This window comes from Marisediminicola senii, assembly GCF_011057645.1.
Classification (GTDB): domain Bacteria; phylum Actinomycetota; class Actinomycetes; order Actinomycetales; family Microbacteriaceae; genus Marisediminicola; species Marisediminicola senii.
The window spans coordinates 17,035-42,120 of the sequence record NZ_JAALGE010000024.1; the positions used below are offsets into that span (position 1 = coordinate 17,035).

Here is a 25,086-nt window from a genome sequence, read left to right on the forward strand (position 1 = left end):
ACAGCGTGATCTCCGACGTACTGGCCGAGGCTAAAGACAAGATGCACAAGTCCGTCGAGGCGGCCAAGGAGGACTTCTCCGGTGTGCGCACCGGACGGGCGAACCCCGCCCTGTTCCAGAAGATCCTCGTGGACTACTATGGAACCCCGACCCCGCTCGGGCAGCTCGCCGGCATGCAGAACCCCGAGGCCCGCACCCTCGTCGTAACCCCCTACGACAAGGCGGCGCTCAAAGAGATCGAGCGTGCCCTCGTCAACGCCCCCAACCTCGGTGCCAACGTCGGCAACGACGGCACCATCGTGCGCGTGACGCTGCCCGAGCTGACCGAGGAGCGTCGCCGCGAGTTCGTCAAGATCGTGCGCTCCAAGGGCGAAGACGCCAAGGTGTCGATCCGCAACATCCGCCGCCGCGCCAAGGACGACCTCGACGCCCTCAAGAGCGAGGTCGGCGACGACGAGGTGAGCCGCGGCGAGAAGGAACTCGAGTCCGTCACTAAGTCGCACATCGACGCCATCGACGACGCCCTCAAGAAGAAGGAAACCGAGCTTTTCGAGGTCTAAGTGTCAGACGCGCCAGAAGTACCCGATCCGCCGCGAGAGCAGGCTCGACGCCGATTCGGCCGAAACGACCTCGAGGCGAGGGCACAGGCGACCCGCGAAGAGATCCGGCACCAGGTCGCCGCGACCAGGGCCCAGTTGGATGCCACGAACGAACGCATCGAGGCGAGGACCGGCCGTAACCTCCCGATCGCGATCCTGATCGGCCTGGGGTTGGGCGGCAGCGTGCTGCTCAGCCTCATCCTGGTCAAGTCGCTGTTCATGATCGTCGCGGTCGGCCTGATCGCGTTCACCTCGTTCGAACTGGCCAGCGCGCTGCGATTCGCGGGGCGCGACGTTCCGCGCATCCCCACCGTCATCGCGTCCGTCGCCATGGTGCCGACCGCGTTCTACCTCGGCAACGACGGGCAGTGGTTCGCGTACCTCGCCGGCCTGCTGCTCATCTCGCTGTGGCGCATCGCGCGCCAGGCGACCGCGGCGACGCGCACCGGCAGCCAGGACCTCTGGAAGGACGTCGGCGCAGGCGTACTCATTCAGACCTATGTCGGACTCCTCGGCAGCTTCGCGGTACTGCTCGCGGCGCAGGACGGCGGCGAGTGGTGGACCCTCGCCTTCCTGATCCTGGTGATCTCCACCGACACGGGGGCCTACGCGAGCGGCCTGCTGTTCGGCAAGCACCCGATGGCCCCGCGCATCAGCCCCAAGAAGACCTGGGAGGGCTTTGCGGGATCGGTCACCGTCGCGATAGTCGCCGGCGTGCTGCTCGGATTGCTCATGCTCGACCAGCCGTGGTGGTTCGGCATCGTGTTCGGCGTGCTGATCGTGGCATCCGCCACCGTCGGCGACCTCGCCGAGTCGCTCATGAAGCGCGATCTCGGCATCAAGGACATCAGTACCTGGCTGCCCGGCCACGGCGGATTCCTCGACCGGCTCGACTCGGTGCTGCCGAGCGCCGCCGTCGCATACGCGCTGTTCGTCGTCTTCGCGCCCTGACCGCCGGCGACGGCAGCGCACGCGACCCCGCGTGGCAACGCGCCGGGTGGACCGCCCGCGCGGGCGCTTCCCGGCGGTAGGGCAGAATGGCCTGGTGAGTACAACGTTTCCGCGCACGCGTCGTCCGCGGCTGGGGTACAGGGTCGAGCAGGTCGAGGACTTCCTCGAAGAGGCCAGGCGGGCCTACGACGCCGGCGCCGTCGGCGACGGCGTCATCACCTCCCAGACCATCCGGCACACCGCATTCGAGCTGATCAAGGGCGGGTACGAGACAGACACGGTGGATGCCGCGCTCGAGCGCCTCGAAGACGCCTTCGCCCTCCGTGAACGAGAGCGCGCCCTCAAGCAGCGCGGGGACGACGCGTACTACGCCGACGCTCGCGTGCGTGCGCAGGAGATCCTCGACCGGCTCGCGAGGCCCGCGGGGGAGCGCTTCACCCGTGCGGGACGCCTCACCGCGGGGTACCACGTCGGCGACGTCGACGCCTTCGCCGACCTGCTGGTCGCCTACTTCAGGGACGGCGTTCCGCTCACCATCACCGAGGTGCGCACCGCCGCATTCCGTTCCCGGAGGGGCGGCTACAGCGAGCCGCAGGTCGACCTGGTCATCGATGCCGTCATCGACGTCATGCTCGCCGTTCGCTGACCGGCATTTCCCGATCCGGCGATCGTGGGCTAAAGTCGAGCGAATATGGGTCGTCACGAGAATTCACTAGTGGTCCAGCGTTCGCATCGAGTCGCCGGAGCCCCCGCTTCTCGACCCGAATCGCCCGCACAGGCGGGCCCGGTGTTCCGGCCCCGTTCCGCACCGGCTCGCAAGCTCCGCCGTAGTGCCGCGTTGCCGGTCTTCGCGTCGTTCGCCGCCCTCAGTTTCGTGCTCGTCTCGGTCACCTCGCCCATGGCGCAGACCGAGGTCGCCGTCGCCGCCGTGATGTCCGAGGTCGAGGCCCTCCCGACGCAGGCCTACGCCATCGACGCCACCTACGAGACCCAGGTCGTTCGTGACGAGTACGGCGTGACCGCCAAGCCCATCCCGATTCCCGAGCCCGTCGTCGTGCCGGAACCGGCACCAGCACCGTCCGCGTCATCGTCTTCCGGCTCTGGGTCCGGCTCCGCAGCCGCGCCCGCGGCCCCGCGCCCGGCAGCTCCCGCACCGGCCGCCGGCGTGCCCGACCCTGGCAGCGCCCAGGCCATCGCCTACGAGATGGTCGTCGCCCGCGGCTGGGGCGACGCCGAGTTCAGCTGCCTCGTGTCGCTGTGGAAGAAGGAGTCCGGCTGGAACACTTTCGCCGAGAATAAGAGCAGCGGCGCATACGGCATCCCGCAATCGCTCCCCGGCAGCAAAATGGCCACCGCCGGTGCCGACTGGGCCACCAACCCGGCCACGCAGATCACCTGGGGCCTCGGCTACATCACCGCGCGCTACGGCACCCCGTGTGGCGCCTGGAACCACAGCATCGCCAAGAACTGGTACTGATCGGGCACGGTGTGGGCGCTCCATAGACTGGACCCCATGCCCCGCAGCAACCGCCCCCGCCGTTCGCGCGGCAACGACCCACGGTCGTGGGGAGCGGACGACGACGAGTCGCCCCGTGGGGTCTACAACAGCTCGCGTATCGAGACGCGCCGCGGCCAGCAGTGGAACGTGCAGGCGATAGCGCCGGCATCCGCCACCAAGACCTACGTCTGCCCCGGCTGCACCCTGTCCATAACGCCGGGCACCGGCCACGTCGTCTGCTGGCGTGCCGACGGCCTGATGGGCGAGGCGGACGACGTCGCCGGCCGCCGCCACTGGCACACCCACTGCTGGAAGATAGGACGCTGAATGCAGATCACCGGAGGGGTCGAGCTCCCCGCCCGCCGCGAGGCCATCGAACTCGTCACCGCAGACGGCCTGACGCTGGTCGGCGAGCTCTCGCTGCCCGAGGCGGTCGAACCGGTCGCGACCATCGTCGCCCTGCACCCGCTGCCCACCGCCGGCGGGTTCATGGATTCCCACATCATTCGCAAGGCTGCCGCCCGGCTGCCCGCACTCGCTGACATCGCGGTGCTGCGCTTCAACTTTCGCGGGGTGACCTCACCGCACGGCACGTCAGACGGACAGTTCGGCGAGGGCATCGAGGAACGCCACGACCTCGCGGCCGCCATGGAATTCGTGGCAGCGCGGGGACTGCCCGACCCGTGGCTGCTCGGCTGGTCGTTCGGCACCGAGGTCGCACTCAAGCACGGGCTCGAGCACGACATGGTCGGCGCGATCCTGCTCTCCCCGCCGCTGCATCGCACGAGCGACGCGGAGGTGTCGCGCTGGAGCGGCGCAGACCGCCAGCTCGTCGTGGTCGTGCCGGAGCTCGACGACTACCTGCGCCCGGCCGAGGCTGCACAGAGGTTCGCGAGCGTGCCCGACGCCGACCTGGTCCCGGTCGAGGGCGGCAAGCACCTGTGGGTCGGCGAGACGCAGACCAGGCGCGTGCTCACCGAGATCGTCGCGCGGCTCAACCCCGGCGTACTCCCGCTCCCCGAGGAGTGGAACGAGTAGCAGGGGAGCTACAACTCGTTCTGGCGCGGCACGACGACCTGCCGCACGACGATCTGGATCGACGCCGCCACCGGGATGGCGACGAGCGCCCCGAGGATGCCGAGCAGCGTTCCCCCGGCGAGGGCCGCGACGACGACGACGACGCCGGGCACCTGCACGGCGCGGGTCATGATGCGCGGGTTCAGCACGTACGCCTCGACCTGCATGTAGACGAGGTAGTAGCCGGCGACCCAGAACACGGTGGGCGGCCCGTCGAACAGCAGCACACCGAGGGTGATGACGATCGACGCGGTGATGGTTCCGACCAGCGGGATGAGCGAGCCCAGGAACGCGATGAACGCGAGCAGCGCCGAGTACTGAACCTGGAACACGAAGGTGAGCACGATGAACGACAGCACGCCGTTCACGAACGCGAGGGTGCCCTGGCCGACGACGTAGCGCCCGACCGAGTCGCTGATCTGCTCGGAGAGGTCGATGAAGCGCTCGCGCTTCGACGCCGGCACCAGTTCGTAGAGGCCGCGCTTGAGGCTGGCGAGCGACGCGATGAAGTACAGCACCAGGATGGTGACGATCAGCGCACCCGTCAGGCCGGTGGCGATCGTGATGCCGGCCTGCAGCACGCCGCCGCCGAGGCTGCCGATGAAGGTCGGTTGCTGCACGGCAGTGCTGACCTCGTCGAGCACCGTCTGCGTGTCGAGCCAGGGGAAGTTGCGCTGGATGTCCTCGATCAGAGAGTTGTCCTCGATGCTCGCGACGAGGGGAGGGATCGCCCGCACCAGGGTGTCGACCTGGTCGGCGATGACCGGGATGATCGCGAGCACGAGGCCCGCGACGACGGCGAGCACTCCGCTGAGCACGATGACGATAGCGAACGGGCGCTTCATGCCCTTCTTCTCGAGCCAGGTGACGAACGGGTCCAGGCCGAGCGCGAGGAAGATCGCGGCCCCCACGTAGGTGAGGATGGTGGCGAGCGAGGTGATTGCCGCCCCGATGGCGATGGCGAGGAGGACGCCGAGCCCCCCGAACAGGCCGAACCGGAACGCATTCTGGATCTTCACTCGGTGTCTCCCGGTCGGGCTAATCGGCTGGAGAGTTCTCCACCTGTGACAGCACCCCGCGAAGGCTCTCGAAGTATCCCGCGATGGCGTCGCGCTCAATCCTAAGCTCGCTCAGGCTGTCTTCAGCTTCGGCCACGAGCCCGTTGCCCCGGTCGTTCGCCTCCACCACGATCTCGCGGGCGCGCGCCTGTGCTTCGGCCAGGATCCGGTCGGCGTCGGCGCGGGCGGCGGCCCGCGTTGCGGCGGCTTCGTCGCTGGCCGCGCGGACCGCGGCATCCACCTCGTCCCTGGTCTGCTGCGCCCGGTCGAGCGTCGCGGCGAGTTGGCGCGCAGCATCGTCGAGGTACCGGCGCTGGTCGGCGGCCGCGGTGCGGTGCATGGCGAGAAGCTCCCGTTCCGCGTCGTCGCGCCTGGCCGCGAGTGTCACCTCGAGGTCGTGGGTCGCCTGCGCGGCGGCGGCCACGATGGCCTCCCCGGTCTCGGTGCGCTGGAGAGTGAGCACCGAGCGCAGTTCCTCGGCCTCGCGCTTCAGGTCTGCGCGCTGCTGGGCGGTGTCGGCGTCGAGCGCCGCGCGCGCCGCGTCGATCTCGACGGCGAGCTCGGCCCGGGCCGCGGCCGCCTCACGCGCCACGGCGTCGCGCTCTGCCGCGACGTCCCGGTCGAGGGTCGAACGCTTCAGCGCCAGTTCATCGGCCAGCGCCGCGAGTGTGGCCGCCCGCTCGCGCTCGACGGTCGCCCTGGCATTCGCCACCTCGGTCGCCAGCGCGGCCCGCGCCTCGGCGTCCTCCGCCGCGAGGATCCTGCGCGCGCGCTCCTCTTCGGCGTCGAGCGCCGCCCGCCTCGCCGCCGTCTCCTCGTCGAGCGCCGCGTGCACCGCGTTCTGCTCGACGACCAGGGCCTCGCGTGCCGCCATGACCTCGCGGTCGAGGTCGGCGGTGGTCTGCTGCACCGTTGCGGCCAGCCGCGCGGTGATCGTGTCGACCTCGCGGGCGAGGTCTGCGCGCCCGCGGTCGATGTCCCGTGCGAGGTCGCCACGCTGCTTCTCGTCGACGCTCGCGAAATCCGCCCTGGCCAGCTCCGTCTCGCGGGCGAGCCGGGCGGCGTCGTCCCTGGCCCTGGCGACCTCGCGTGCCGCGGTGGCCCTCAGCTCAGCAGCATCCCGGTCCGCCTCCTGCTGCACCACCGCGACGGTGCGTCGCACCTCGACGTTCAGTTCGGCGGCCTCGGTGGTGGCGGCCGCCCGAATGGATGCCGCGTCGCGCAGTGCCTCCTCCGCGACGTGTGCCGCGTCCGCCTCGGCCCGCTGCCGGAGCGCGTCGGCGTCGGCGGCGGCCCGCCCCACGATGTCGTCAGCCTCGGCGGTCGCGCGCGCGATGGTCGCCTCCGCGTTGTGCGCTGCCTCGGCCCGCATGGCGAGCACCTCGGCCTGCGCGCCCTGCCGCATGCGCTGGGCCTCGGCATCGGCCTGGCTGATGACGCGCTTCGACTGCTCCCCGGCGACGCGCAGCATGTTCTCGAGCTTCGAGCCGAGTCCGCTGTAGGTGGGGGAGCCGACCTCGCTGACCTCCCCGCGGAGGTCCTCGACGGTGCGGCGCAGCTCGCGGATCTCGCGCACCGCAGCAGCACGATCGCGTTCCGAGGTCGCGAGATCCCGGCGGAGCTCCAGCATCGCCCTGTCCACTTCGTCGCGCGCGTAGCCGCGCATCGCGGTGCTGAAGGTCTCGTCGTCGCTCACGGGTTCTCCTCGACGCCATCCGGTGCCGGACCGCATGACATTCCGAGTGTAACCACGCGCCCGTCGACGCCGACCGGAGGATTCAGCCGCGTCGCGGGGCGGCCTCGCGGGTTGCGGTGAACCGCACGCGCAGGGCCTTCTCACCGGCCGGCGAAGGGGTGCGGAACCGCATGCGCTGGGCCTTCTCACCGGCCGGCGAAGGGGGGCGGAACCGCGCGGTGCAGGGCCTTCTCACAGGGCAATTGGGCGACTACCGCGACTTCGGCTACTCTTTACTGTCTTTGTCTGTTGCCTTTTCGGGCGCCACACGATTGTCCGAGCATCCCGCGCCCCCACTGGGCGTGCGAATGGATGCCCTCCTGGGTGCCAGGGGACATGATCCCGATCGGCCCGGCAACACGAAAGGAATGACTCGTGCGATATATCTTCGCCATCGTGAGCCTCGTGCTCGCCGTGGTCCTCATCGGCTACGGGGTCGCGCAGCGAACCGTACTCGCCGGGCCCGACAGCCTCGTCGTCACCGCGGAAGCGACGTCCGACGCGACGGTCACCGTCATCGACGGGGAGACCCTCAACTCCCTCGAGGGTCGCCAGGACCTCGAACTCAGTGGATCCGACACCATCTTCGCCGCATTCGGCCGCACCGACGACGTGCTGGCCTGGGTCGGCGACGCCTCGTACAACGAGATCGGCTTCGACGACGAGACCCAGTCCCTCACCAGCGAGGAGGTACCGGGGTCAGAAGTCACCGTGCCGAACCCCGCCGGCTCCGACCTGTGGCTCCGCGAGTACACCGGCGACATCGCCCTCTCGATGCAGGTCAGCCTCAGCGAGGACCTCTCCATCATCGTGGTCTCCGACGGTACGCAGCCCGCTCCGTCGACCGTCACCGTCAGCTGGCCGCTCGACAACCGCACGCCGTGGGCAGCGCCGCTCATCGCCGCCGGGGGAGCCATGCTGCTGCTGTCGTTCTTCTTCTTCGTGTGGGCATTCGTGCACTCCCACCGCACCCGCGGCCCGCGTCGCCGCAGCATCACCTCCGGCCAGCGCAGGACGGGCCGCACCGAGCCAGGGGCCATCGGATCGCGCGGCCGCCGGTCGATCAGCCGGATGACTGCCGTCGTTCCCATCGTGCTCGTCGGCACCCTCGGACTCTCGTCGTGCGCGAGCGACAGCTGGCCCGACCTCACCATGGCCAGCGCCGAGTCGTCGCCCTCGGCCAGCCCGTCGGCCGAACCCGAGGAGACCAGCATTCCCGCGGTCACCACCGGCCAGGTCGAATCCATCATCGGCAAGGTCTCCGAAGTCGCCGAGACCGCGGAGGGTGGCCTCGACGAGGTCATGCTCGGCTACCGCTTCACCGGGCCCGCCCTCGAGCAGCGCATCGGCAACTTCGCGATCCGCGAGAAGGACCCAGCCCACCCCGCGCTCCCCGCCTTCCCCAGCGGCCCGGTCGCCGTGTCGGTGCCGCAGAGCCTCCCCGTCGACTCCGACCCGTGGCCGCGCGCCATCTTCGCCGTCGTCGAGAGCCCGGATCCGGCCACCGTCGCCCCGTGGTCGGTCATGCTCGTGCAGCAGTCGCCGCGCGAGCAGTACAAGGTGTACTACGCCGTGACGCTCGAGCCCAACGCCACGCTGCCGGAGCTCGCCCCCCGCGGCGTCGGAGCACCGAGGCTCAGCCCCGACACGAAGCTGCTGTCGATGGCTCCGGGCAACGTTCTGGCGAACTACAAGGACGTCGTCACCACCGGCGACGCGAGCGTGAACGCCCCGGCCTTCGACCTCGAGAGCGACAACCTGCTTCCGCAGATCGACCCGGCAGCCAGGGACGAGCAGATCAACGCGCTCAAGGAGGCGAACGGCACCCTCGAGTACAGCTATGGCGTCGGCGATGCCGAGACGATCGCACTGGCATCCAATGAATCGGGTGCGCTGGTGACCACCTACCTGACCGAGACCACGACCGCGCGGCCGTCGATCGAGGGCGACACCATCAACCCGACCGGGCTCGTCAAGACGCTCACCGGGTCGGAGGGCAGCACCCGCGGGTACACGGCCGAATACAGCTACCAGCTGCTGTTCTACATCCCGCCGATCGGCAGCACCGACAAGACCGTCCTTCTCGGCTTCAGCGAAGCCCTGCTCAGCGCCCAGGAGATTCCATGACCAACATCCCGCCCTCTGCAGCGAGCCTCCGCGGAGCCGTCGACCTGTCGTCGCTCGTGCGCCCGCCCGCGTCTGCTGCTCCCGCCGCGACGCCCGGTGCAGCCCCGGCCGGCAACGGCGGCAGCCAGGCAGTGCCCGCGCTCGTCGTCGACGCCTCCGACGCGACCTTCCCCGCGATCCTCGAGCTGTCGCAGACGGTGCCCGTCATCGTCGAGCTGCACGCCGGCCAGACCTCGAGCACGCTCGCGACCCTGGTGACCGGCCACGCCGGCCGCATGGTACTGGCGAGGGTGGATGCCACGGCGAACCCCCAGCTGCAGCAGGCGTTCCAGGTGCAGGTGGCCCCGACCGTCGCCGCGGTGATCGGCGGCAAGCCCCTCGCCCTGTTCGAAGGCGAGCTGCCGGAGGCCGACGCGCGGCAGGTGCTCGACAAGGTGCTCGAGTTCGCGGCCCAGAGCGGGGTCACCGGTTCCGTGACGGTGGGGGGAGCCGAGGCATCCACCGAGGCGGAGCCCGTCGAGGAGCCGCTGCCGCCCCTGCACCAGGAGGCGTACGACGCCATCGAGAAGGGCGACTACCCCGGCGCGATCGCCGCGTACCGCACCGCGATCGCGCAGGACCCGCGCGACGCCCTCGCGGTCGCCGGCCTCGCGCAGGTGTCGCTGCTGCACCGCCTCGGCTCGCAGACCGCCGACGCCATCCGAACCGCCGCCGCGGCGGACCCGACCGACGTCGACGCGCAGCTCGCCGTCGCCGACCTCGACGTTTCGGGTGGGCACCTCGAGGACGCCTTCGACCGCCTGCTGACGCTGTTCGTGTCGCTCGACCAGGAGCAGAAGAACGCCGTGCGCACGCGCATGCTCGAGTACTTCGAGATCGCCGGGTCGGACGACCCGCGCGTCGGGGCGGCCCGTCGTCGCCTCACCGCGCTGCTGTACTGACTGCAGCCCCTGTGGGCTTTCATTATTCAGGAGTCCGCGAGCGTCAGAAGTGCGATACGGCGCGGATCTGCTTGCAGATGGCGCATTCGGGCCGGTTCAGCCCCCGAACTCCTGAATGATGAGAGATCGCAGCCCGCGGCTCCTGAATGATGAGAGATCGCAGCCCGCGGCTCCTGAATGATGAGAGATCGCAGCCCGCGGCTCCTGAATGATGAAAGCAACGACAGCCGGGGTGCGCGTTCCGCCGGTGAGGAGCAGCCCGCAATACGAACGGCCGGCCGGGTGCGAAACCCGGCCGGCCGTTGTGCGTGATGCTGCTGGCGCGTGCGGCGCCCCGGTGCCTAGCGGCGCAGCTTGAGCCACAGTCCGCCGAGCGGCGGAAGCGTGACCTCGGCGTGCGCTGGGCGTCCGGCCCACGGCTCGTCGACCGCGGTGACCGAGCCGAAGTTGCCGACACCCGATCCGCCGTACTCCTCGGCGTCGGTGTTCACCAGTTCGTCCCAGACGCCGGCGAACGGCAGGGCGACCCGGTACGGGCCGACCGGGGCGCCGGAGAAGTTCAGCACGACCGCGATCGGCTGGCCGTCCGACGACCAGCGCAGGAACGACAGGATGTTCTGCTCGGCAGCGCCGCCGTCGATCCACTCGAAGCCGGCGGGGTCGAAGTCCTGCTGCCAGAGGGCGCCTTCCTCGCGGTAGACGGCGTTGAGCCGGCTGACGAGGGCGAGCAGCCCCTGGTGCACCGGCTGGTCGAGGATCCACCAGTCGAGCCCGCGCTCCTCCGACCACTCAGACGGCTGCCCGAATTCCTGGCCCATGAAGAGCAGCTGCTTGCCGGGGTGCGCCCACATGAACGACAGGTACACGCGCAGGTTCGCGAGCTTCTGCCACTGGTCGCCGGGCATCTTGGTGAGCAGCGAGCCCTTGCCGTGCACGACCTCGTCGTGACTGATCGGCAGCAGGAAGTTCTCGGTGTAGGCGTAGACCATGCTGAAGGTGATCTCGCCGTGGTGGTGTGCACGCCACATCGGGTCGGCCTGCATGTACGACAGGGTGTCGTGCATCCAGCCCATGTTCCACTTCATTCCGAACCCGAGTCCGCCACCGGCGGTGGGGCGCGAGACGCCGGGGAACGAGGTGGACTCCTCGGCGATCATCACGACGCCGGGGTTGCGCTTGTACGCGGTGGCGTTGACCTCCTGCAGGAAGCTGATGGCCTCGAGGTTCTCGCGTCCGCCGTGGATGTTCGGCTCCCACTCGCCCTCTTCGCGCGAGTAGTCGAGATAGAGGATGGATGCCACGGCATCGACCCGCAGGCCGTCGATGTGGAACTCCTCCAGCCAGAACAGCGCATTCGACACCAGGAAGTTGCGCACCTGCGAATCCCCGAAGTTGAAGATCAGGGTGCCCCAGTCCATCTGCTCGCCGCGGCGCGGGTCGGAGTGCTCGTACAGCGGCTGGCCGTCGAAGTTCGCGAGCGCGAACTCATCCTTCGGAAAGTGCCCTGGCACCCAGTCCATGATCACGCCGATACCCGCCTGGTGCAGGCGGTCGATCAGGTAGCGCAGGTCGTCGCCGCTGCCGAAGCGGCTGGTCGGGGCGAAGTACCCGGTGACCTGGTAGCCCCACGAGCCGCCGAACGGGTGCTCGGCGAGCGGCATGAACTCGATGTGGGTGAAGCCGGCCGAGGTGACGTACTCCACCAGCTGGTCGGCGACCTCGCGGTAGCCGAGGCCGGGCCGCCACGATCCGAGGTGCACCTCGTAGATGCTCATCGGGCCGTTGTGGGTGTCGGTCTCGGCGCGCCGGGCGAGCCAGCCGGCATCCTGCCATTCATAGCTGGTGTCGGCGACCCTGGATGCCGTCGCGGGGGGCACCTCGGTGGAGCGGGCCATCGGGTCGGCGCGCTCTACCCAGTAGTCACCCTGGGTGAGCAGTTCGAACTTGTAGGTGGCGCCCGGCTCGACGCCGGGTACGAAGATCTCCCAGATGCCGTTGTCGTCGAGCCTGCGCATCGCGTGCGCGGCGCCGAACCAGCCGTTGAAGTCGCCGATGACGCGCACGGCCTTGGCGTGCGGCGCCCAGACGCTGAACGCGGTGCCCGCGATGTCTTCGTGCGGGCGGTAGTGCGCGCCGAACACGGTCCACATCTGCTCGTGCCTGCCCTCGCCGAACAGGTAGAGGTCCATGTCGCCGACCGACGGCACGAAGCGGTACGGATCCTGCGCGACCCAGTCCGGGCCGTTCGAGTAGGTGGTCGACAGCACGTATGCCTGGCCGGCGCCGGGCGCGAAGCCCTCCCACAGGCCGTTCGCGACGTGGTGCATGGCGATCGGGGTGCCGTCGTCCTGCAGCGCGGTCACCGACTCGGCGAGCGGGCGCAGCGCGCGGATGACGAAGCCGCCCTCGACGGGGTGCTGGCCGAGGGTGTCGTGCGGGCGCGGGTGCGTGCCGGCGGCGAGGGCGTCGATGAGCCCGGGGTGCAGCCACGGGAACGGGCTGGACTCGGGTTCGGCGGGTGCCTCGGCGGTGGGAGCCGCGGTGGCGGGAGCTGGCGCCTCCGCAGCGGCGGGAGCTGCGACGGGCGCCTCCGCAGCAGCGGCAGCTGGCGCCTCCGCAGCCGCGGGAGCTGCGACGGGCGCCTCCGCGGCCTCGGTCTCAGCCTCGGCCGGGGCGGCTTTGCTCGCCTTCGTCTCGCGCGGAGTCTTCGGGGTTTTCGGGGTCTTGGGGGAGGACGGGGTTCGGGAAGCCATCAGCTGCCTTTCGGGATTTCGACGCGCAGGATGTGCACTGGCTCGGTGAATGCGTCGAGGCGAACGAAGTTGCGCTGGCCCCAGGTGTACGTGTGCCCCGTGATCAGGTCGGTCACGTCGAACGGCAGCTCGGGGTCGACCCCGAACAGGGTCGGGTCGAGGTACACGTTCGATGCGCGCACCGAGTGCGGGTCGACGTTCGCGACCACGATGATCGCGTCGCTCTCGCCGCTGTCGGTGTAGGCGCCGTCGATGAACTTGCTGTAGACGAGGATCGAGTCGTCGTCGCTCCAGTGCACGTCGAGGTTGCGCAGCTGGTGCAGCGATGGATGCTGCGCCCTGATCTCATTGAGCCTGGTGAGGTACGGCGCGATCGACCGGCCGAGCTTCTCTGCCGTGGCGAAATCGCGCGACGTGAACTCGTACTTCTCGTTGTCGATGTTCTCCTCGGCGCCGGGGCGCGCGACGTTCTCGATCAGCTCGTAGCCCGTGTAGACGCCCCAGGTGGGCGACGCCGTCGCGGCGATGGCCGCGCGGATCTTGTACGCGGGCGTTCCGCCGAACTGCAGGTACGGCGTGAGGATGTCGTGGGTGTTCACGAACAGGTTCGGCCGCAGGTAGTCGCTGGTCTCGTGCGACAGCTCGGTGAGGTAGTCCGCGAGCTCCTTCTTGGTGTTGCGCCACGTGTAGTACGTGTACGACTGCTGGAAGCCGACCTGCGCGAGGCCACGCATCATCGCCGGGCGGGTGAACGCCTCGGAGAGGAAGATGATGTCGGGGTCGTCGGCGAGGATCTCGGCGATGATGCGCTCCCAGAACGCGAGCGGCTTGGTGTGCGGGTTGTCGACCCGGAAGATCTTGATGCCGAACCCTATCCACACCCTGAACACCCGCAGCATCTCGTCGTAGATGCCCTCGGGGTCGTTGTCGAAGTTCAGGGGGTAGATGTCCTGGTACTTCTTCGGCGGGTTCTCTGCGTGCGCGATGGAGCCGTCGGGCAGGGTGGTGAACCACTCGGGGTGCTCGGTGACCCACGGGTGGTCGGGGGATGCCTGCAGGGCGATGTCGAGGGCCAGTTCGAGGCCGTTGGCCGCGCACTGCTCGAGGAACCAGGTCAGGTCGGCCGCCGTGCCGAGCTCCGGGTGGATGGAGTCGTGACCGCCGTCGGCCGATCCGATGCCGTAGGGCGACCCCGGGTCGTTCGGGCCGGCGACGAGGGTGTTGTTCGGTCCCTTGCGGTTCGTGGTGCCGATCGGGTGGATCGGCGGCACGTAGACGACGTCGAAGCCCATCGCGGCGATCGCGGGAAGGCGGGCGGCGGCGGTGCGGAAGGTTCCGCTGGTCCAGCTGCCGTCGGCGTTCTTGACGGCGCCCTCGGAGCGGGGAAAGAACTCGTACCAGCTGCCGTAGCCGGCGCGCTCGCGCTCCACGAGCAGGGTGAGCGACGAGGACTCGGTCACGAGGCTCATCAGCGGGGCGGCGTCGATCGCGGCGAGCACGTCGGGCTGCTCTGCGGCAGCGAGTCGGTCGGCAGCGGCCAGTGCGGTGTTCGCCATGGTCGCGGCGGCAGCATCCAGCGTCGCCTGCTCGGTCGTCGACCCGGTGGATGCCGCGGCCTCGGCTGCGCGCGTGAGCAGCTGCGAGCCCGTGGTGAGCATCAGCTCCACGTCGACACCGGCTGGCACCTTGATCTCGGCATTGTGCAGCCAGGTCGCCCAGTCGTCGTTCCACGCCATGACGACGTAGCTCCACGCGCCCTGCGAGGCGACGGGGGCCTCCGCGTGCCAGCGGTCGGTGCCGGGGGCGCCCGGCGCCATGCGGTGACGGGTCACCGTGGCATCCGGGGCCGTGAGCAGCACCTCGGCCCCGAGCACGTCGTGCCCGTCCTTGAAGATGGTCGCGGCGAACGGGACCACCTCCCCGACATACGCTTTAGCCGGCCAGAGAGCGCCGGGTTGCTGCGGTGAGAGGTCTCGAATGGGGATGCGCCCCATCATGGTTTTATTTGCCGTAGCCACGTTCCGACCGTACTAGGTTCTGTCATCCGATGGGTTGTGCACGGTGGTCGCACGATGCCCCTAGGCTGCTTCTCGTGAAGGCGATCAGGCGTTTTACCGTGCGTACATCCCTGCCAGAACCATTGGCCGGACTCGAGGAGCTGGCGACCAACCTGCGCTGGTCGTGGCATGAGCCGACCAGGGAACTCTTCGCGTCGCTGTCGCCCGAACTGTGGGAGCGCAGCGGGCGCGATCCGATCGGTCTGCTCGGCGAGATCGAGCCGGCGCGACTGCTCGAACTCGCGGGTGACGAGGGGTTCGTGCAGCGTGTCAACGAGCGCCTCGCCGACCTGCACACCTACCTCACCGAACCGCGCTGGTACCAGTCGCTCCCGGAGGGCGCCCCCGCCGCCATCGGCTACTTCTCGCCGGAGTTCGGGATCGCCGCCGCCCTTCCGCAGTACTCGGGCGGGCTCGGCATCCTCGCCGGCGACCACCTCAAGAGCGCGTCGGACCTCGGGGTGCCGATCATCGGCGTCGGCCTGTTCTACCGCTCCGGCTACTTCGCGCAGGCCATCTCGTCAGACGGCTGGCAGCAGGAGTCCTACCCGGTGCTCGACCCCGACGGCCTGCCGCTGCGCGTGCTGAGGCACCCCGACGGCATGGCGGCGCACGTGTCGCTCGCGCTCCCGCACGGCCGCACGCTGCAGGCGAGGGTCTGGCAGGTCGCGGTGGGGCGCATCCGCCTGCTGTTGCTCGACACCGACGTGCCGGAGAACGACGACGACCTGCGCAGCGTCACCGACCGGCTGTATGGCGGCGGCAGCGAGCACCGCCTGCTGCAGGAGCTTCTGCTCGGCGTCGGCGGCGTGCGCGCCATCAAGCTGCTCGTCGAGTTGACCGGCGCACCGGCACCCGAGGTGTTCCACACCAACGAGGGCCACGCCGGATTCCTCGGCCTCGAGCGCGTCGGCGACCTGATCGGCACCGGGCTGAGCTTCGACGAGGCACTGCAGGTGGTGCGCTCCGGCACCGTATTCACCACGCACACGCCGGTGCCCGCGGGCATCGACCGGTTCGAGGCCGACCTCATTCGCCAGTACTTCTCCACCGGCATGCTGCCTGGCGTCGGCGTCGACGACGTGCTCGCCCTCGGTGCCGAGAGCTACCAGGGCGGCGACTCCCGCATGTTCAACATGGCCGTGATGGGGTTGCGGCTCGGACAGCGCGCCAATGGGGTCTCGCAGCTGCACGGCGAGGTCAGTCGAGGCATGTTCGGTCACCTCTGGCCGGGCTTCGACGCCGCGGACGTGCCGATCGGATCGGTCACCAACGGGGTACACGCCCCCACCTGGACCGACCCCGCCCTGCTGCAGCTCGCGTCGACGCAGCTCGGAACGGCCGACACCACCGAGGCGGACTGGGCGAGCGACCGGGTGAGCGACGCCGACCTGTGGGCGGTGCGCAATGCCATGCGGCAGCAGCTCGTCGTCGACGCGCGCAGCCGCATCGCCGCGGCGATCGCCGGGCAGAACCCCGGGTCGATCACGCCATCGTGGGTCTCCGACCTGCTCGACCCCGAAGTGCTCACCATCGGGTTCGCGCGCCGCGTCCCCACCTACAAGCGCCTCACCCTCATGCTGCACGACGAGAACCGCCTGCGCTCGCTGCTGCTCTCGAAGGACCGCCCGGTGCAGATCGTCATCGCCGGCAAGTCCCACCCCGCCGACGAAGAGGGCAAGCGGCTCATCCAGAAGCTCGTGCGTTTCGCGTCCGACCCGGAACTGCGCACCCGCATCGTGTTCCTCGAGAACTACGACATCGCCATGGCCCAGCTGCTCTACCCGGGCACCGACGTGTGGCTGAACAACCCGCTGCGCCCGCTCGAGGCGTGCGGCACCTCCGGCATGAAGGCCGCGCTGAACGGATCGCTCAACCTGTCGATCCTCGACGGCTGGTGGGCCGAGTTCTACGACGGCGAGAACGGCTGGGCCATCCCGAGCGCCGACTCCGCAGGCGACTCGGCCGAGCGCGACACGCTCGAGGCGAACGCGCTGTACGACCTCATCGAGTACGAGATCGCGCCGCGGTTCTACAACCGCGGTGACGACGGCGTTCCGTCGAGGTGGGTGCGCAGCATCCGTCACACCCTGTCGACCCTGTCGCCCAGGCTGTCTGCCGACCGCATGGTCAAGCAGTACGTCACGCAGCTCTACACGCCGGCCGCGATCGCGGAACGCGAGGTGCGCGCCGACTCCTTCGCCGGCGCGCGCGAGCTCGCCGCGTGGAAGTCGCGCGTGCGCGCGGCGTGGCCGGGCGTCGCGGTCGCCCACGTCGAGTCCGGCGGGGTCGACACCGTGCCGCAGGTCGGCGACGAGTTGCACGTGCGCGCGTTCGTGCAGCTCGACGCGCTCACCGCAGACGACGTCGCGGTCGAGGTGGTCTACGGCCGGGCGATCGACGGCGACCGGCTCGACCGTACCCAGTACATCGCGCTCACCGCGCAGCCCACGAGGGAGGGACCCGCGCAGTTCACGGGCACCGTTCCGCTGTCGCGGGCGGGGAGCTTCGGATACACCGTGCGGGTCGTGCCGAAGCATCCGTTGCTGGCAAGCCCGGCCGAGCTGGGGCTGGTCGCGGTCGCCGACTAGTCGGGGCTCGACGCCGCCCAGTTCTCAACGCAGCCCCTAGTCGGCGCGGAACAGCTGCATCGAGTGCCCGGCGACGTCGCGGGTGTCGCCGGGTAGCGATCGCGACCCCCGGCTTCCGGCCTCGTCGTCGGCGCTGTCCCACAGCAGGGTGTACGAGTTGATGCCGGCGTGCCGGGGGAGGGTCACCGTGACCGGGGTGCCCCTGCCGTGCATCACGAGCAGGATGCGGTTGAGCTCCTCGTGCTCCGGCGTCGACGCCGCCAGGTACTGCAGGGTGCGGGCGTGCGGCGAATCCCACTGCTCTCCCGACATCATCGCGCCGTCGGCGTAGTACCACTCCATCTCGGAGGCCGACGGGGTGCTCTCGCCGATCACGCTGAATCGCACCGGGCGCAGCGCCGGGTTCTCGCGCCGCAGCCGCAGCAGGGTGCGCGACACCTCGAGCAGCTCGCCCTGCCAGCCGTCGCGGGTCCACGGCAGCCAGGTCAGTTCGCTGTCGTGGCAGTAGGCGTTGTTGTTTCCGCGCTGCGTTCGCCCGAACTCGTCACCGGCGGTGATCATCGGCACGCCGGCCGACAGCAGGAGGGTACCCAGCAGGTTGCGCATGGCCAGGCGCCGGGCATCCACCACCGAGGCATCGACCGTCGGACCCTCCACGCCGAAGTTGTACGAGTGGTTGTTGTCGGTTCCGTCGCGGTTGTTCTCGCCGTTGCCGAGGTTGTGCTTCTGGTTGTACGCGGTGAGGTCGGCGAGGGTGAAGCCGTCGTGCGCGGTGACGAAATTGATGGATGCCAGCGGCCCGCGGTCGTGCGAGAACACGTGCGACGACCCCGCGAGCCTCCTCGCCATTCCCCCGATGCCCTGTGCGGGCGACCCGTGGGCCTGCTCCGATGCGACGTCGGTGAGCCAGAAGTCGCGCATCCGGTCGCGGTAGCCGTCGTTCCACTCCGACCAGCCGGCCGGGAAGTTGCCGACCTGCCAGCCGCCCATGCCGAGGTCCCACGGCTCGGAGATCATCTTGACGCCGGCGAGCTCCGGGTCGGTGACGATCGCTGTGAGGAGCGGGTGCTGCGGGTCGTACCTGGCGTGGTCGTCGCGGCCGAGCGCCGGGGCGAGGTCGAAGCGAAAGCCGTCGATCTGCACGTCGTTGGCCCAGTAGCGCAGCGAGTCGAGCACGAGCCGCTGCGCCGCGGGGGTGGAGAAGTCCACGGTGTTGCCGCAGCCGGTCACGTCGATGTAGTCGCCGTCGGACATCTGCCGGTAGTAGTTCGCGTTGTCGAGCCCGCGCAGGCTCGTGGTGGGGCCGGCCGGGCCCTCCTCCGCCGTGTGGTTGAACACCACGTCGAGGATGACCTCGATGCCGGCTTCGTGCAGCAGCTTGACCATGCCCTTGACCTCGCGCAGCACGGCGCCCGGCCCGCCCAGCTGCGCGTCGCGCGACGCGTACTGCGTGTGCGGGGTGAAGAAGTTGAGCGTGTTGTATCCCCAGTAGTTGCGGAGGCCCTGCGAGATGAGGCGCTGCTCGCTGACGAACTGGTGGATGGGCAGCAGCTCGATCGCCGTCACGCCGAGGCCCTGCAGGTATTCGATGGTGCTGGGGTGCGCGATGCCCGCATACGTGCCGCGCAGGTGCTCGGGAATGGCAGGGTTGGCCTTCGTCAGGCCCTTGGCGTGCGCCTCGTAGATGACGGTGTGGTCGAGCGGCGTCGCCGGCTTCTGCACGCCGCCCCAGTCGAACGCGTCGTCCTGCACGTACGAGCGCCAGCGGCCCGACGACGTGCGGGCGAGGCCGCGCGAGTACGGGTCGATGAGGGCGAGCCTGGGGTCGAACGCGTGGTTGGGGCCGGAGGGCCCGCTCGCGCGCAGCGCGTACCGGGTGCCGGGCAGCAGCGACGGGGAGAACCCGGACCAGACGCCATGGTCGTCGCGGGTGAGCTGCACCGAGTCGGCGATCCAGTCCGGATCCTTCACGGCGAAGACGCACAGCTCGATCGCGGTGGCGCTGTCGGACCACACTCGGATCGTGCCACCGTCGGCGGTGGCACGCACCCCGAGGTCGCGCAGGTGGTCGGGGTCGGCGTCGTTGTCGGCAGCGGCACTGCTGTCGAGAACGCTCACGGGGTCGGTCTCAGGCATGCGTCTTAGGATAGGGGCCGCGCGAAACCCTCCGTGACGCCCCCGGTCGCCAGCGATTCCCGGGGTGCCGGGAGCCCCTGCACCAGACCTCGCACACCAGCACCGCACACCAGCACCGCCCGCCGACCCTGGAGTCGTAATGCCCGTCTACCTCGACCACGCGGCGACGACGCCGATGCTGCCGGAGGCGAAGGCGGCCTACGTCGAGGCCCTCGACGTCGTCGGCAACCCGTCGTCGATCCACAGCCAGGGGCAGAACGCGCGGCGCATGCTCGAAGAGGCACGCGAGGGCGTCGCGGCGTCGCTCGGCGCCGACCCGATCGAGGTCGTCTTCACCTCAGGGGGCACCGAAGCCGTCAACCTGGGCATCAAGGGCCTGTACTGGGCACGCCGCAATCCTGCGCCGGAGCGTTCAACCGGGCAGGCGACCGGGGTGGATGCGGCGGCCCCGACCCGCGCGCGCATCCTGGTTCCCCGTGGCGAACACCACGCCACCGTCGATACCGTGGAGTGGCTCGAGAAGTACGAGGGCGCGGTCATCGAGTGGATCCCGCTCGACGCCGACGGCCGCATCTCCGTCGACGCGCTCGCCGCGGCGCTCGGCCCCGACGTCGCGCTAGTCACGATGCTGCTCGCCAACAACGAGGTCGGCACCGTGCAGCCGGTGGCCGAGGTGGTGGCGCTCGCCGCCCGGTTCGACGTGCCGGTGCACGTCGACGCGGTCTCCGCGTACGGGCACATCCCCATCGACTTCGCGTCGTCCGGGCTCGCCGCGCTCAGCGTCTCCGCCCACAAGATCGGCGGTCCGCTCGGCATCGGCGCCCTGGTCGTCGCGCGCACCGCGTCGGTGGTTCCGCTCATCCACGGGGGAGGGCAGCAACGCCAGGTGCGCTCCGGAACGCAGGACGCCCCGGCAGCCATCGGCTTCGCCGTCGCGGCCCGCGCGGCGCACGCATCGCTCGCGCCGCTGCGCGACCGGGTGATCGCGGGCGTGCGCGCGGCGGTGCCGGAAGCCGTGCTGCGCGGCGACCCCGTCGACCGGATCGACAACAACGCGCACTTCACCTTCCCCGGCTGCGAGGGCGACTCGCTCCTCTTCCTGCTCGACGTCGCCGGCGTCTCGGTCAGCACCGGGTCGGCCTGCCAGGCCGGCATCCCCGAGGCATCCCACGTGCTCCTCGCGATGGGGCTCGACGAAGACGAGGCGCGCGGCGCCATCCGGGTGACCCTCGGCCACACCAGCACCGACTACGACGTCGACGTGTTCCTCGCCGCCCTCCCGGGCGCCGTGGACCGCGCGCGCCGGGCCGGCTACTCCGACAGGAACGTCCATGCCACCGCGTAACACCATCGCGCAGCTCGCGACCGCCGCCGCGCTCGCGTTCGCCCTCACCGCCTGCGGCCCCGCCTACACGCCCACCCTCACGCCGGCGTCGCCGTCGGCCGGTGCGGATGCCGGGGACGGCGCAGGCGATGGTTCCACGGGTGACGACGGGGCCGGCGACGGCGACGCGACGGACGGAGCCGACGGAGGCAGCGACCAGGCCGATGCCGAGCCGTCCCCGCTGCTGCCGGTCTGGGTCGAGGAGTTCACACTGGAATACGCGCAGACCGAGACCACGCGCGTGGGCGACCGCATCGCGGGCCTGGTCGCGGTCGCCGGGCTGCTCAACGACGACGACTATTCGCAGGAGGTGGAGGCCGTCGCCGACGGTCGCTACTGGGGAATCATCCACACCATCACGCTCGACCCGTCTGTCGACTCGGCCGCGCAGGCCGAATCCGTGGTCGCGACCCTCGACGAGGCCGGCTGGATCACCCGCGAGAGCACCGACACCGGCGAGAGCACCCTCACCGCGCTGTCGAGCAGCGAGCAGAGCGACCAGTCGTGGTTCCTCGTGATCGGCGCCGACCTGTCGGTGGAGGGGCAGTCCGTCGTCACCGTGCAGCTCGCGAGCCCCAACATCCCCTAGCGTCGGCGCGCCCGCACCCGGAGGCCTCGCGGGCAGTCGCCCGTACCATGGGGATATGAAGGTTCTCGCAGCAATGAGTGGTGGCGTCGATTCGGCGGTGGCCGCAGCCAGGGCGGTAGACGCCGGCCACGACGTCGTCGGCGTGCACCTCGCGCTCAGTCGTATGCCGGGAACCCTGCGCACCGGCAGTCGTGGATGCTGCACCATCGAGGATTCGATGGACGCGCAGCGGGCCGCCAATATCATCGGCATCCCGTACTACGTGTGGGACTTCTCCGAGCGCTTCAAGCTCGACGTCGTCGACGACTTCATCGCCGAGTACTCCGCGGGGCGCACCCCGAACCCGTGCATGCGCTGCAACGAGCGCATCAAGTTCGCCGCCCTGCTCGAGAAGGCCATCGACCTCGGCTTCGATGCCGTCGCCACCGGCCACTACGCGACGATCGTGACGGATGACGCGGGAGGTCGCGAACTGCACCGCGCCGCCGCGTGGGCCAAGGACCAGTCTTATGTTCTCGGCGTGCTCACGAAGGAGCAGCTCGCGCACAGCATGTTCCCGCTCGGTGCGACCCCGAGCAAGGCCGAAGTGCGGGCGGAGGCCGCAGCCCGCGGCTTCAGCGTCGCCACCAAGCCCGACTCCCACGACATCTGCTTCATCCCCGACGGCGACACCCGCGGCTGGCTCGCCGAACGCGTCGGCGCCGAGAAGGGTGTCATCCTCGACCGCGGGGGAGACACCGTCGGCAGCCACGAGGGCGCCCACGCCTTCACGGTCGGGCAGCGCAAGGGACTCAACCTCGGGGTGCCCAGCCCCGACGGCCGGCCCCGCTTCGTGCTCGAGGTGCGTCCGAGCACCAACGAGGTCGTGGTCGGGCCCAAGGAGGCACTCGACATCGCCGAGATCGCCGGCAGCTCGTACAGCTGGGCGGGGAATGCGCCGGCCGACGCATCCATACCCTTCGAATGCCACGTGCAGATTCGCGCCCACGCCGACCCGGTACCCGCCATCGCCGTTGTGCGGCCCGCGGTGCGGCAGACGCAGGGCACCTACTCGGTGCCCATCTCGGGTGAGAACGAGATGGTGATCACCCCGGTCGAGCCGCTCAACGGCGTCGCCCCAGGCCAGACCGCCGTGGTCTACGTCGGAACGCGCGTGCTCGGGCAGTGCACCATCCACCGCACCACCAGCGCCGTGCCGGTGCCGGTCGCCTGATCCATCCCCGTCCCGTCGGGTGGGATGTCGGTCGTCGTCCGTAAGCTGGCGGGGTGCAACAACCCGATGCCAGTTCCGCAGCAGAGACCGCGCAATCCACGACCGCGCAATCCACGACTGCGCCGGTTACAGCCGTGCAGTTCACGGCCGCGAAGGACGAATCCGACCAGCTGACGACGCGCATCCTCGCGCTGCGTGACGCCTACTACGAGAGCAACGCCTCGCCGGTCTCCGACGCCGACTACGACGCGATGGTGCGGCGGCTCCAGCAGCTCGAGGATGAGTTTCCCGAGCTGCAGTCGCAGGACAGCCCGACCCAGACCGTCGGAGGGCGGGCTGAGACGACGCTGTTCGACCCGGTCGAGCACGCCGAGCGCATGCTCAGCCTCGACAACGTGTTCAGCGAGAACGAGCTCGACGCGTGGGCGGCCAAGGTCGAACGCGATGCCGGCACGGCCGACGTGCGCTATCTCACCGAACTCAAGATCGACGGCCTGGCCATCAACCTGCGCTATGAGCGCGGGGTGCTGGTCACCGCGGCCACCCGCGGCGACGGTGTCGTGGGCGAAGACGTCACCCAGAACGTGCTGGCCATGGGGTCGATCCCCGAACGCCTGAGCGGCACCGGCCACCCCGACCTCGTCGAGGTGCGCGGCGAGATCTTCTTTCCCGTCGCCCTGTTCGACGAGCTCAACGCCCGCCAGGCGGCGGCCGGGGAGCGCGTGTTCGCCAACCCGCGCAACGCCGCGAGCGGGTCGCTGCGGCAGAAGGTCGAGGGCAAGAGCGAGGCCAAGCTCGCGCTCGTACGCGACCGGCTGTCACGCCTGCGCATGCTCGTGCACGGCATCGGCGCGTGGCCGGTGCGCGAGATCGAGAGCTCGACGCCGGTGACCGCGCAGTCCGAGGTGTACGCGCTGCTCGGCGAGTGGGGACTCCCGATCTCCACCCACTTCCGCGTCTTCGACGAGATCGCACAGGTGCACGAGTACATCCGGCGCTACGGGTCGGCGCGCAGCACGGTCGAGCACCAGATCGACGGCATCGTCGTCAAGGTCGACAACCTCGACCTGCACCTCGAGCTGGGCGCCACCAGCCGTGCCCCCCGCTGGGCGACCGCGTTCAAGTACCCGCCAGAAGAGGTCAACACCCGGCTGCTCGACATCGTGGTGTCGATCGGCCGCACGGGCCGCGCTACCCCGTTCGCGGTGATGGAGAAGGCACTCGTCGCCGGCAGCGAGGTGCGCCAGGCCACACTGCACAACCAGGACGTCGTGAAGGCCAAGGGCGTGCTCATCGGCGACATCGTCGTGCTGCGCAAGGCCGGCGACGTGATCCCCGAGGTGCTCGGGCCCGTGGTCGAGCTGCGCACCGGTGACGAGCGCGAATTCGTGATGCCCACCCACTGCCCGGTGTGCGGCACCGCGCTCGCGCCATCGAAAGAGGGCGACGTCGACCTGCGCTGCCCCAACGCGCGCAGTTGCCCCGCCCAGGTGCGCGGGCGCGTCGAGCACGTCGGCAGCCGGGGGGCGCTCGACATCGAGGGGCTCGGCGAGGTGGGTGCCGCGGCGCTCACGCAGCCGGTGTTTCCCGAGAACCCGCCCCTCATCACCGAGGCCGGCCTGTTCGACCTCACCCTCGCCGACCTGTTCCCCATCCGGGTGATCGTACGAGACACCGAGACCGGAATGCCCAAGCTCGCCGACGACGGAACGCCCAAAGTCGTCACCCCCTACCGTCGGCGCCGACAGAAGAAAGACCCCGCTTTCGACGCCGATGCCAGCCAGTTCGACGGCGATGCCGAATTCATCCCGTCGAAGGTCGCGTACGACCTGATCCGCAACCTCGAGGGCGCAAGGACCCGCGATCTGTGGCGGTTCCTCGTCGCCCTCAGCATCCGTCATGTCGGCCCCGTCGCGGCCCGCGCCCTCGCCGGGTACTTCGGGTCGCTCGACGCGATCCGCTCCGCCAGCCGCGACGAGCTCGCCGCGGTCGACGGGGTGGGAGGCATCATCGCCGACGCCCTGATCGACTGGTTCGCGGTCGACTGGCACGCCGAGATCGTCGACACCTGGGCCGCGGCCGGCGTGCAGTGGACGACCCCTGGGCACCCGGGGCCCGGCGCACAGGTCGCCGCCGGGGGAGTGCTCGACGGCATCACCGTCGTCGCCACAGGCAGCCTCGAGGGATTCACCCGCGAGGGCGCCCTCGAGGCCATCATGGCCGCGGGCGGTAAGGCCGGCAGCAGCGTCAGCAAGAAGACGCACTTCGTCGCGGCGGGCCCCGGCGCGGGATCCAAGCTGGGCAAGGCCGAGCAGCTCGGGGTGCGCATCATCGATGCTGCGCAGTTCGCGCTGCTCCTCGCCGAGGGCCCCGCCGC

At 70.0% G+C, this 25,086-nt stretch carries 18 protein-coding genes; 13 read left to right on the forward strand and 5 right to left on the reverse strand.

Features of this window, described 5'->3' with window-relative positions; all coding sequences use genetic code 11:
• Positions 1-5: 5 nt before the first annotated feature.
• From frr to G5S38_RS09145, 6 genes are all read left to right on the forward strand, one after another.
• Positions 6-560 carry a ribosome recycling factor gene (gene frr / locus G5S38_RS09120; protein ID WP_165067598.1) on the forward strand — a complete coding sequence of 185 codons (555 nt, stop codon included), beginning with the start codon at positions 6-8 and terminating at the stop codon, positions 558-560.
• Complete coding sequence (locus G5S38_RS09125) at positions 561-1,550, forward strand: phosphatidate cytidylyltransferase (RefSeq protein WP_201276638.1); 990 nt, start codon at positions 561-563, stop codon at positions 1,548-1,550. It begins immediately after the preceding gene.
• A gap of 94 nt (positions 1,551-1,644) precedes the next feature.
• Positions 1,645-2,196 (forward strand): DivIVA domain-containing protein, encoded by a 552-nt coding sequence (locus G5S38_RS09130; RefSeq protein WP_165067601.1) that lies wholly within the window; start codon positions 1,645-1,647, stop codon positions 2,194-2,196.
• A gap of 141 nt (positions 2,197-2,337) precedes the next feature.
• Positions 2,338-3,027 carry an aggregation-promoting factor C-terminal-like domain-containing protein gene (locus tag G5S38_RS09135; RefSeq protein ID WP_235928984.1) on the forward strand — a complete coding sequence of 230 codons (690 nt, stop codon included), beginning with the start codon at positions 2,338-2,340 and terminating at the stop codon, positions 3,025-3,027.
• Between the two features lie 36 nt (positions 3,028-3,063).
• Positions 3,064-3,375 (forward strand): hypothetical protein, encoded by a 312-nt coding sequence (locus G5S38_RS09140; RefSeq protein ID WP_165067603.1) that lies wholly within the window; start codon positions 3,064-3,066, stop codon positions 3,373-3,375.
• Entirely contained in the window at positions 3,376-4,086 is a 711-nt protein-coding gene (locus tag G5S38_RS09145; protein WP_165067606.1) for an alpha/beta hydrolase, read from the forward strand.
• Positions 4,087-4,094: 8 nt separating this feature from the next.
• On the opposite strand, the gene G5S38_RS09150 is transcribed toward G5S38_RS09145, so the two are convergent.
• Complete coding sequence (locus tag G5S38_RS09150; RefSeq protein WP_165067608.1) at positions 4,095-5,144, reverse strand: AI-2E family transporter; 1,050 nt, start codon at positions 5,142-5,144, stop codon at positions 4,095-4,097.
• A 19-nt stretch (positions 5,145-5,163) separates the two neighbouring features.
• Positions 5,164-6,879 carry a coiled-coil domain-containing protein gene (locus tag G5S38_RS09155; protein WP_165067612.1) on the reverse strand — a complete coding sequence of 572 codons (1,716 nt, stop codon included), beginning with the start codon at positions 6,877-6,879 and terminating at the stop codon, positions 5,164-5,166.
• A 414-nt stretch (positions 6,880-7,293) separates the two neighbouring features.
• Between G5S38_RS09155 and G5S38_RS09160 the strand changes: the two genes are divergently transcribed.
• Together G5S38_RS09160 and G5S38_RS09165 are read left to right on the forward strand one after the other, a co-directional pair.
• Positions 7,294-9,045 (forward strand): hypothetical protein, encoded by a 1,752-nt coding sequence (locus tag G5S38_RS09160; protein ID WP_165067614.1) that lies wholly within the window; start codon positions 7,294-7,296, stop codon positions 9,043-9,045.
• A complete protein-coding gene (locus G5S38_RS09165) occupies positions 9,042-9,986 on the forward strand; it encodes a tetratricopeptide repeat protein (RefSeq protein WP_165067616.1) in 945 nt (314 codons plus the stop codon). The genes G5S38_RS09160 and G5S38_RS09165 overlap by 4 nt, the downstream gene beginning before the upstream one ends.
• 341 nt (positions 9,987-10,327) lie before the next feature.
• Here G5S38_RS09165 and glgB read toward each other — a convergent pair whose 3' ends face one another.
• The gene (gene glgB, locus G5S38_RS09170) at positions 10,328-12,739 is read right to left on the reverse strand and encodes a 1,4-alpha-glucan branching protein GlgB (RefSeq protein ID WP_165067618.1); all 2,412 of its coding nucleotides are present in this window, start codon (positions 12,737-12,739) and stop codon (positions 10,328-10,330) included.
• Positions 12,739-14,736: an alpha-1,4-glucan--maltose-1-phosphate maltosyltransferase gene (locus G5S38_RS09175; protein WP_165067650.1), complete on the reverse strand. Its 1,998-nt coding sequence runs from the start codon at positions 14,734-14,736 to the stop codon at positions 12,739-12,741. Before G5S38_RS09175 ends, glgB begins: the two co-directional genes overlap by 1 nt.
• 95 nt (positions 14,737-14,831) lie before the next feature.
• Here G5S38_RS09175 and glgP point away from each other — a divergent pair, with 95 nt between their 5' ends.
• Complete coding sequence (glgP, locus tag G5S38_RS09180) at positions 14,832-17,387, forward strand: alpha-glucan family phosphorylase (RefSeq protein WP_165067620.1); 2,556 nt, start codon at positions 14,832-14,834, stop codon at positions 17,385-17,387.
• A 36-nt stretch (positions 17,388-17,423) separates the two neighbouring features.
• On the opposite strand, the gene glgX is transcribed toward glgP, so the two are convergent.
• The gene (gene glgX / locus G5S38_RS09185; RefSeq protein WP_165067623.1) at positions 17,424-19,523 is read right to left on the reverse strand and encodes a glycogen debranching protein GlgX; all 2,100 of its coding nucleotides are present in this window, start codon (positions 19,521-19,523) and stop codon (positions 17,424-17,426) included.
• A gap of 139 nt (positions 19,524-19,662) precedes the next feature.
• On the opposite strand from glgX, the gene G5S38_RS09190 reads away from it, so the two are divergent.
• The 4 genes from G5S38_RS09190 to ligA form a co-directional block, all read left to right on the forward strand.
• On the forward strand, positions 19,663-20,868 hold the full coding sequence (locus tag G5S38_RS09190) for a cysteine desulfurase family protein (RefSeq protein ID WP_165067625.1): 1,206 nt from the start codon (positions 19,663-19,665) through the stop codon (positions 20,866-20,868).
• Positions 20,855-21,496: a hypothetical protein gene (locus G5S38_RS09195; RefSeq protein WP_165067628.1), complete on the forward strand. Its 642-nt coding sequence runs from the start codon at positions 20,855-20,857 to the stop codon at positions 21,494-21,496. Before G5S38_RS09190 ends, G5S38_RS09195 begins: the two co-directional genes overlap by 14 nt.
• A 55-nt stretch (positions 21,497-21,551) precedes the next feature.
• Positions 21,552-22,709: a tRNA 2-thiouridine(34) synthase MnmA gene (mnmA, locus tag G5S38_RS09200; RefSeq protein WP_165067630.1), complete on the forward strand. Its 1,158-nt coding sequence runs from the start codon at positions 21,552-21,554 to the stop codon at positions 22,707-22,709.
• Between the two features lie 134 nt (positions 22,710-22,843).
• The coding region (ligA, locus tag G5S38_RS09205) for an NAD-dependent DNA ligase LigA (protein WP_165067653.1) at positions 22,844-25,086 on the forward strand (2,243 nt) is incomplete at its 3' end.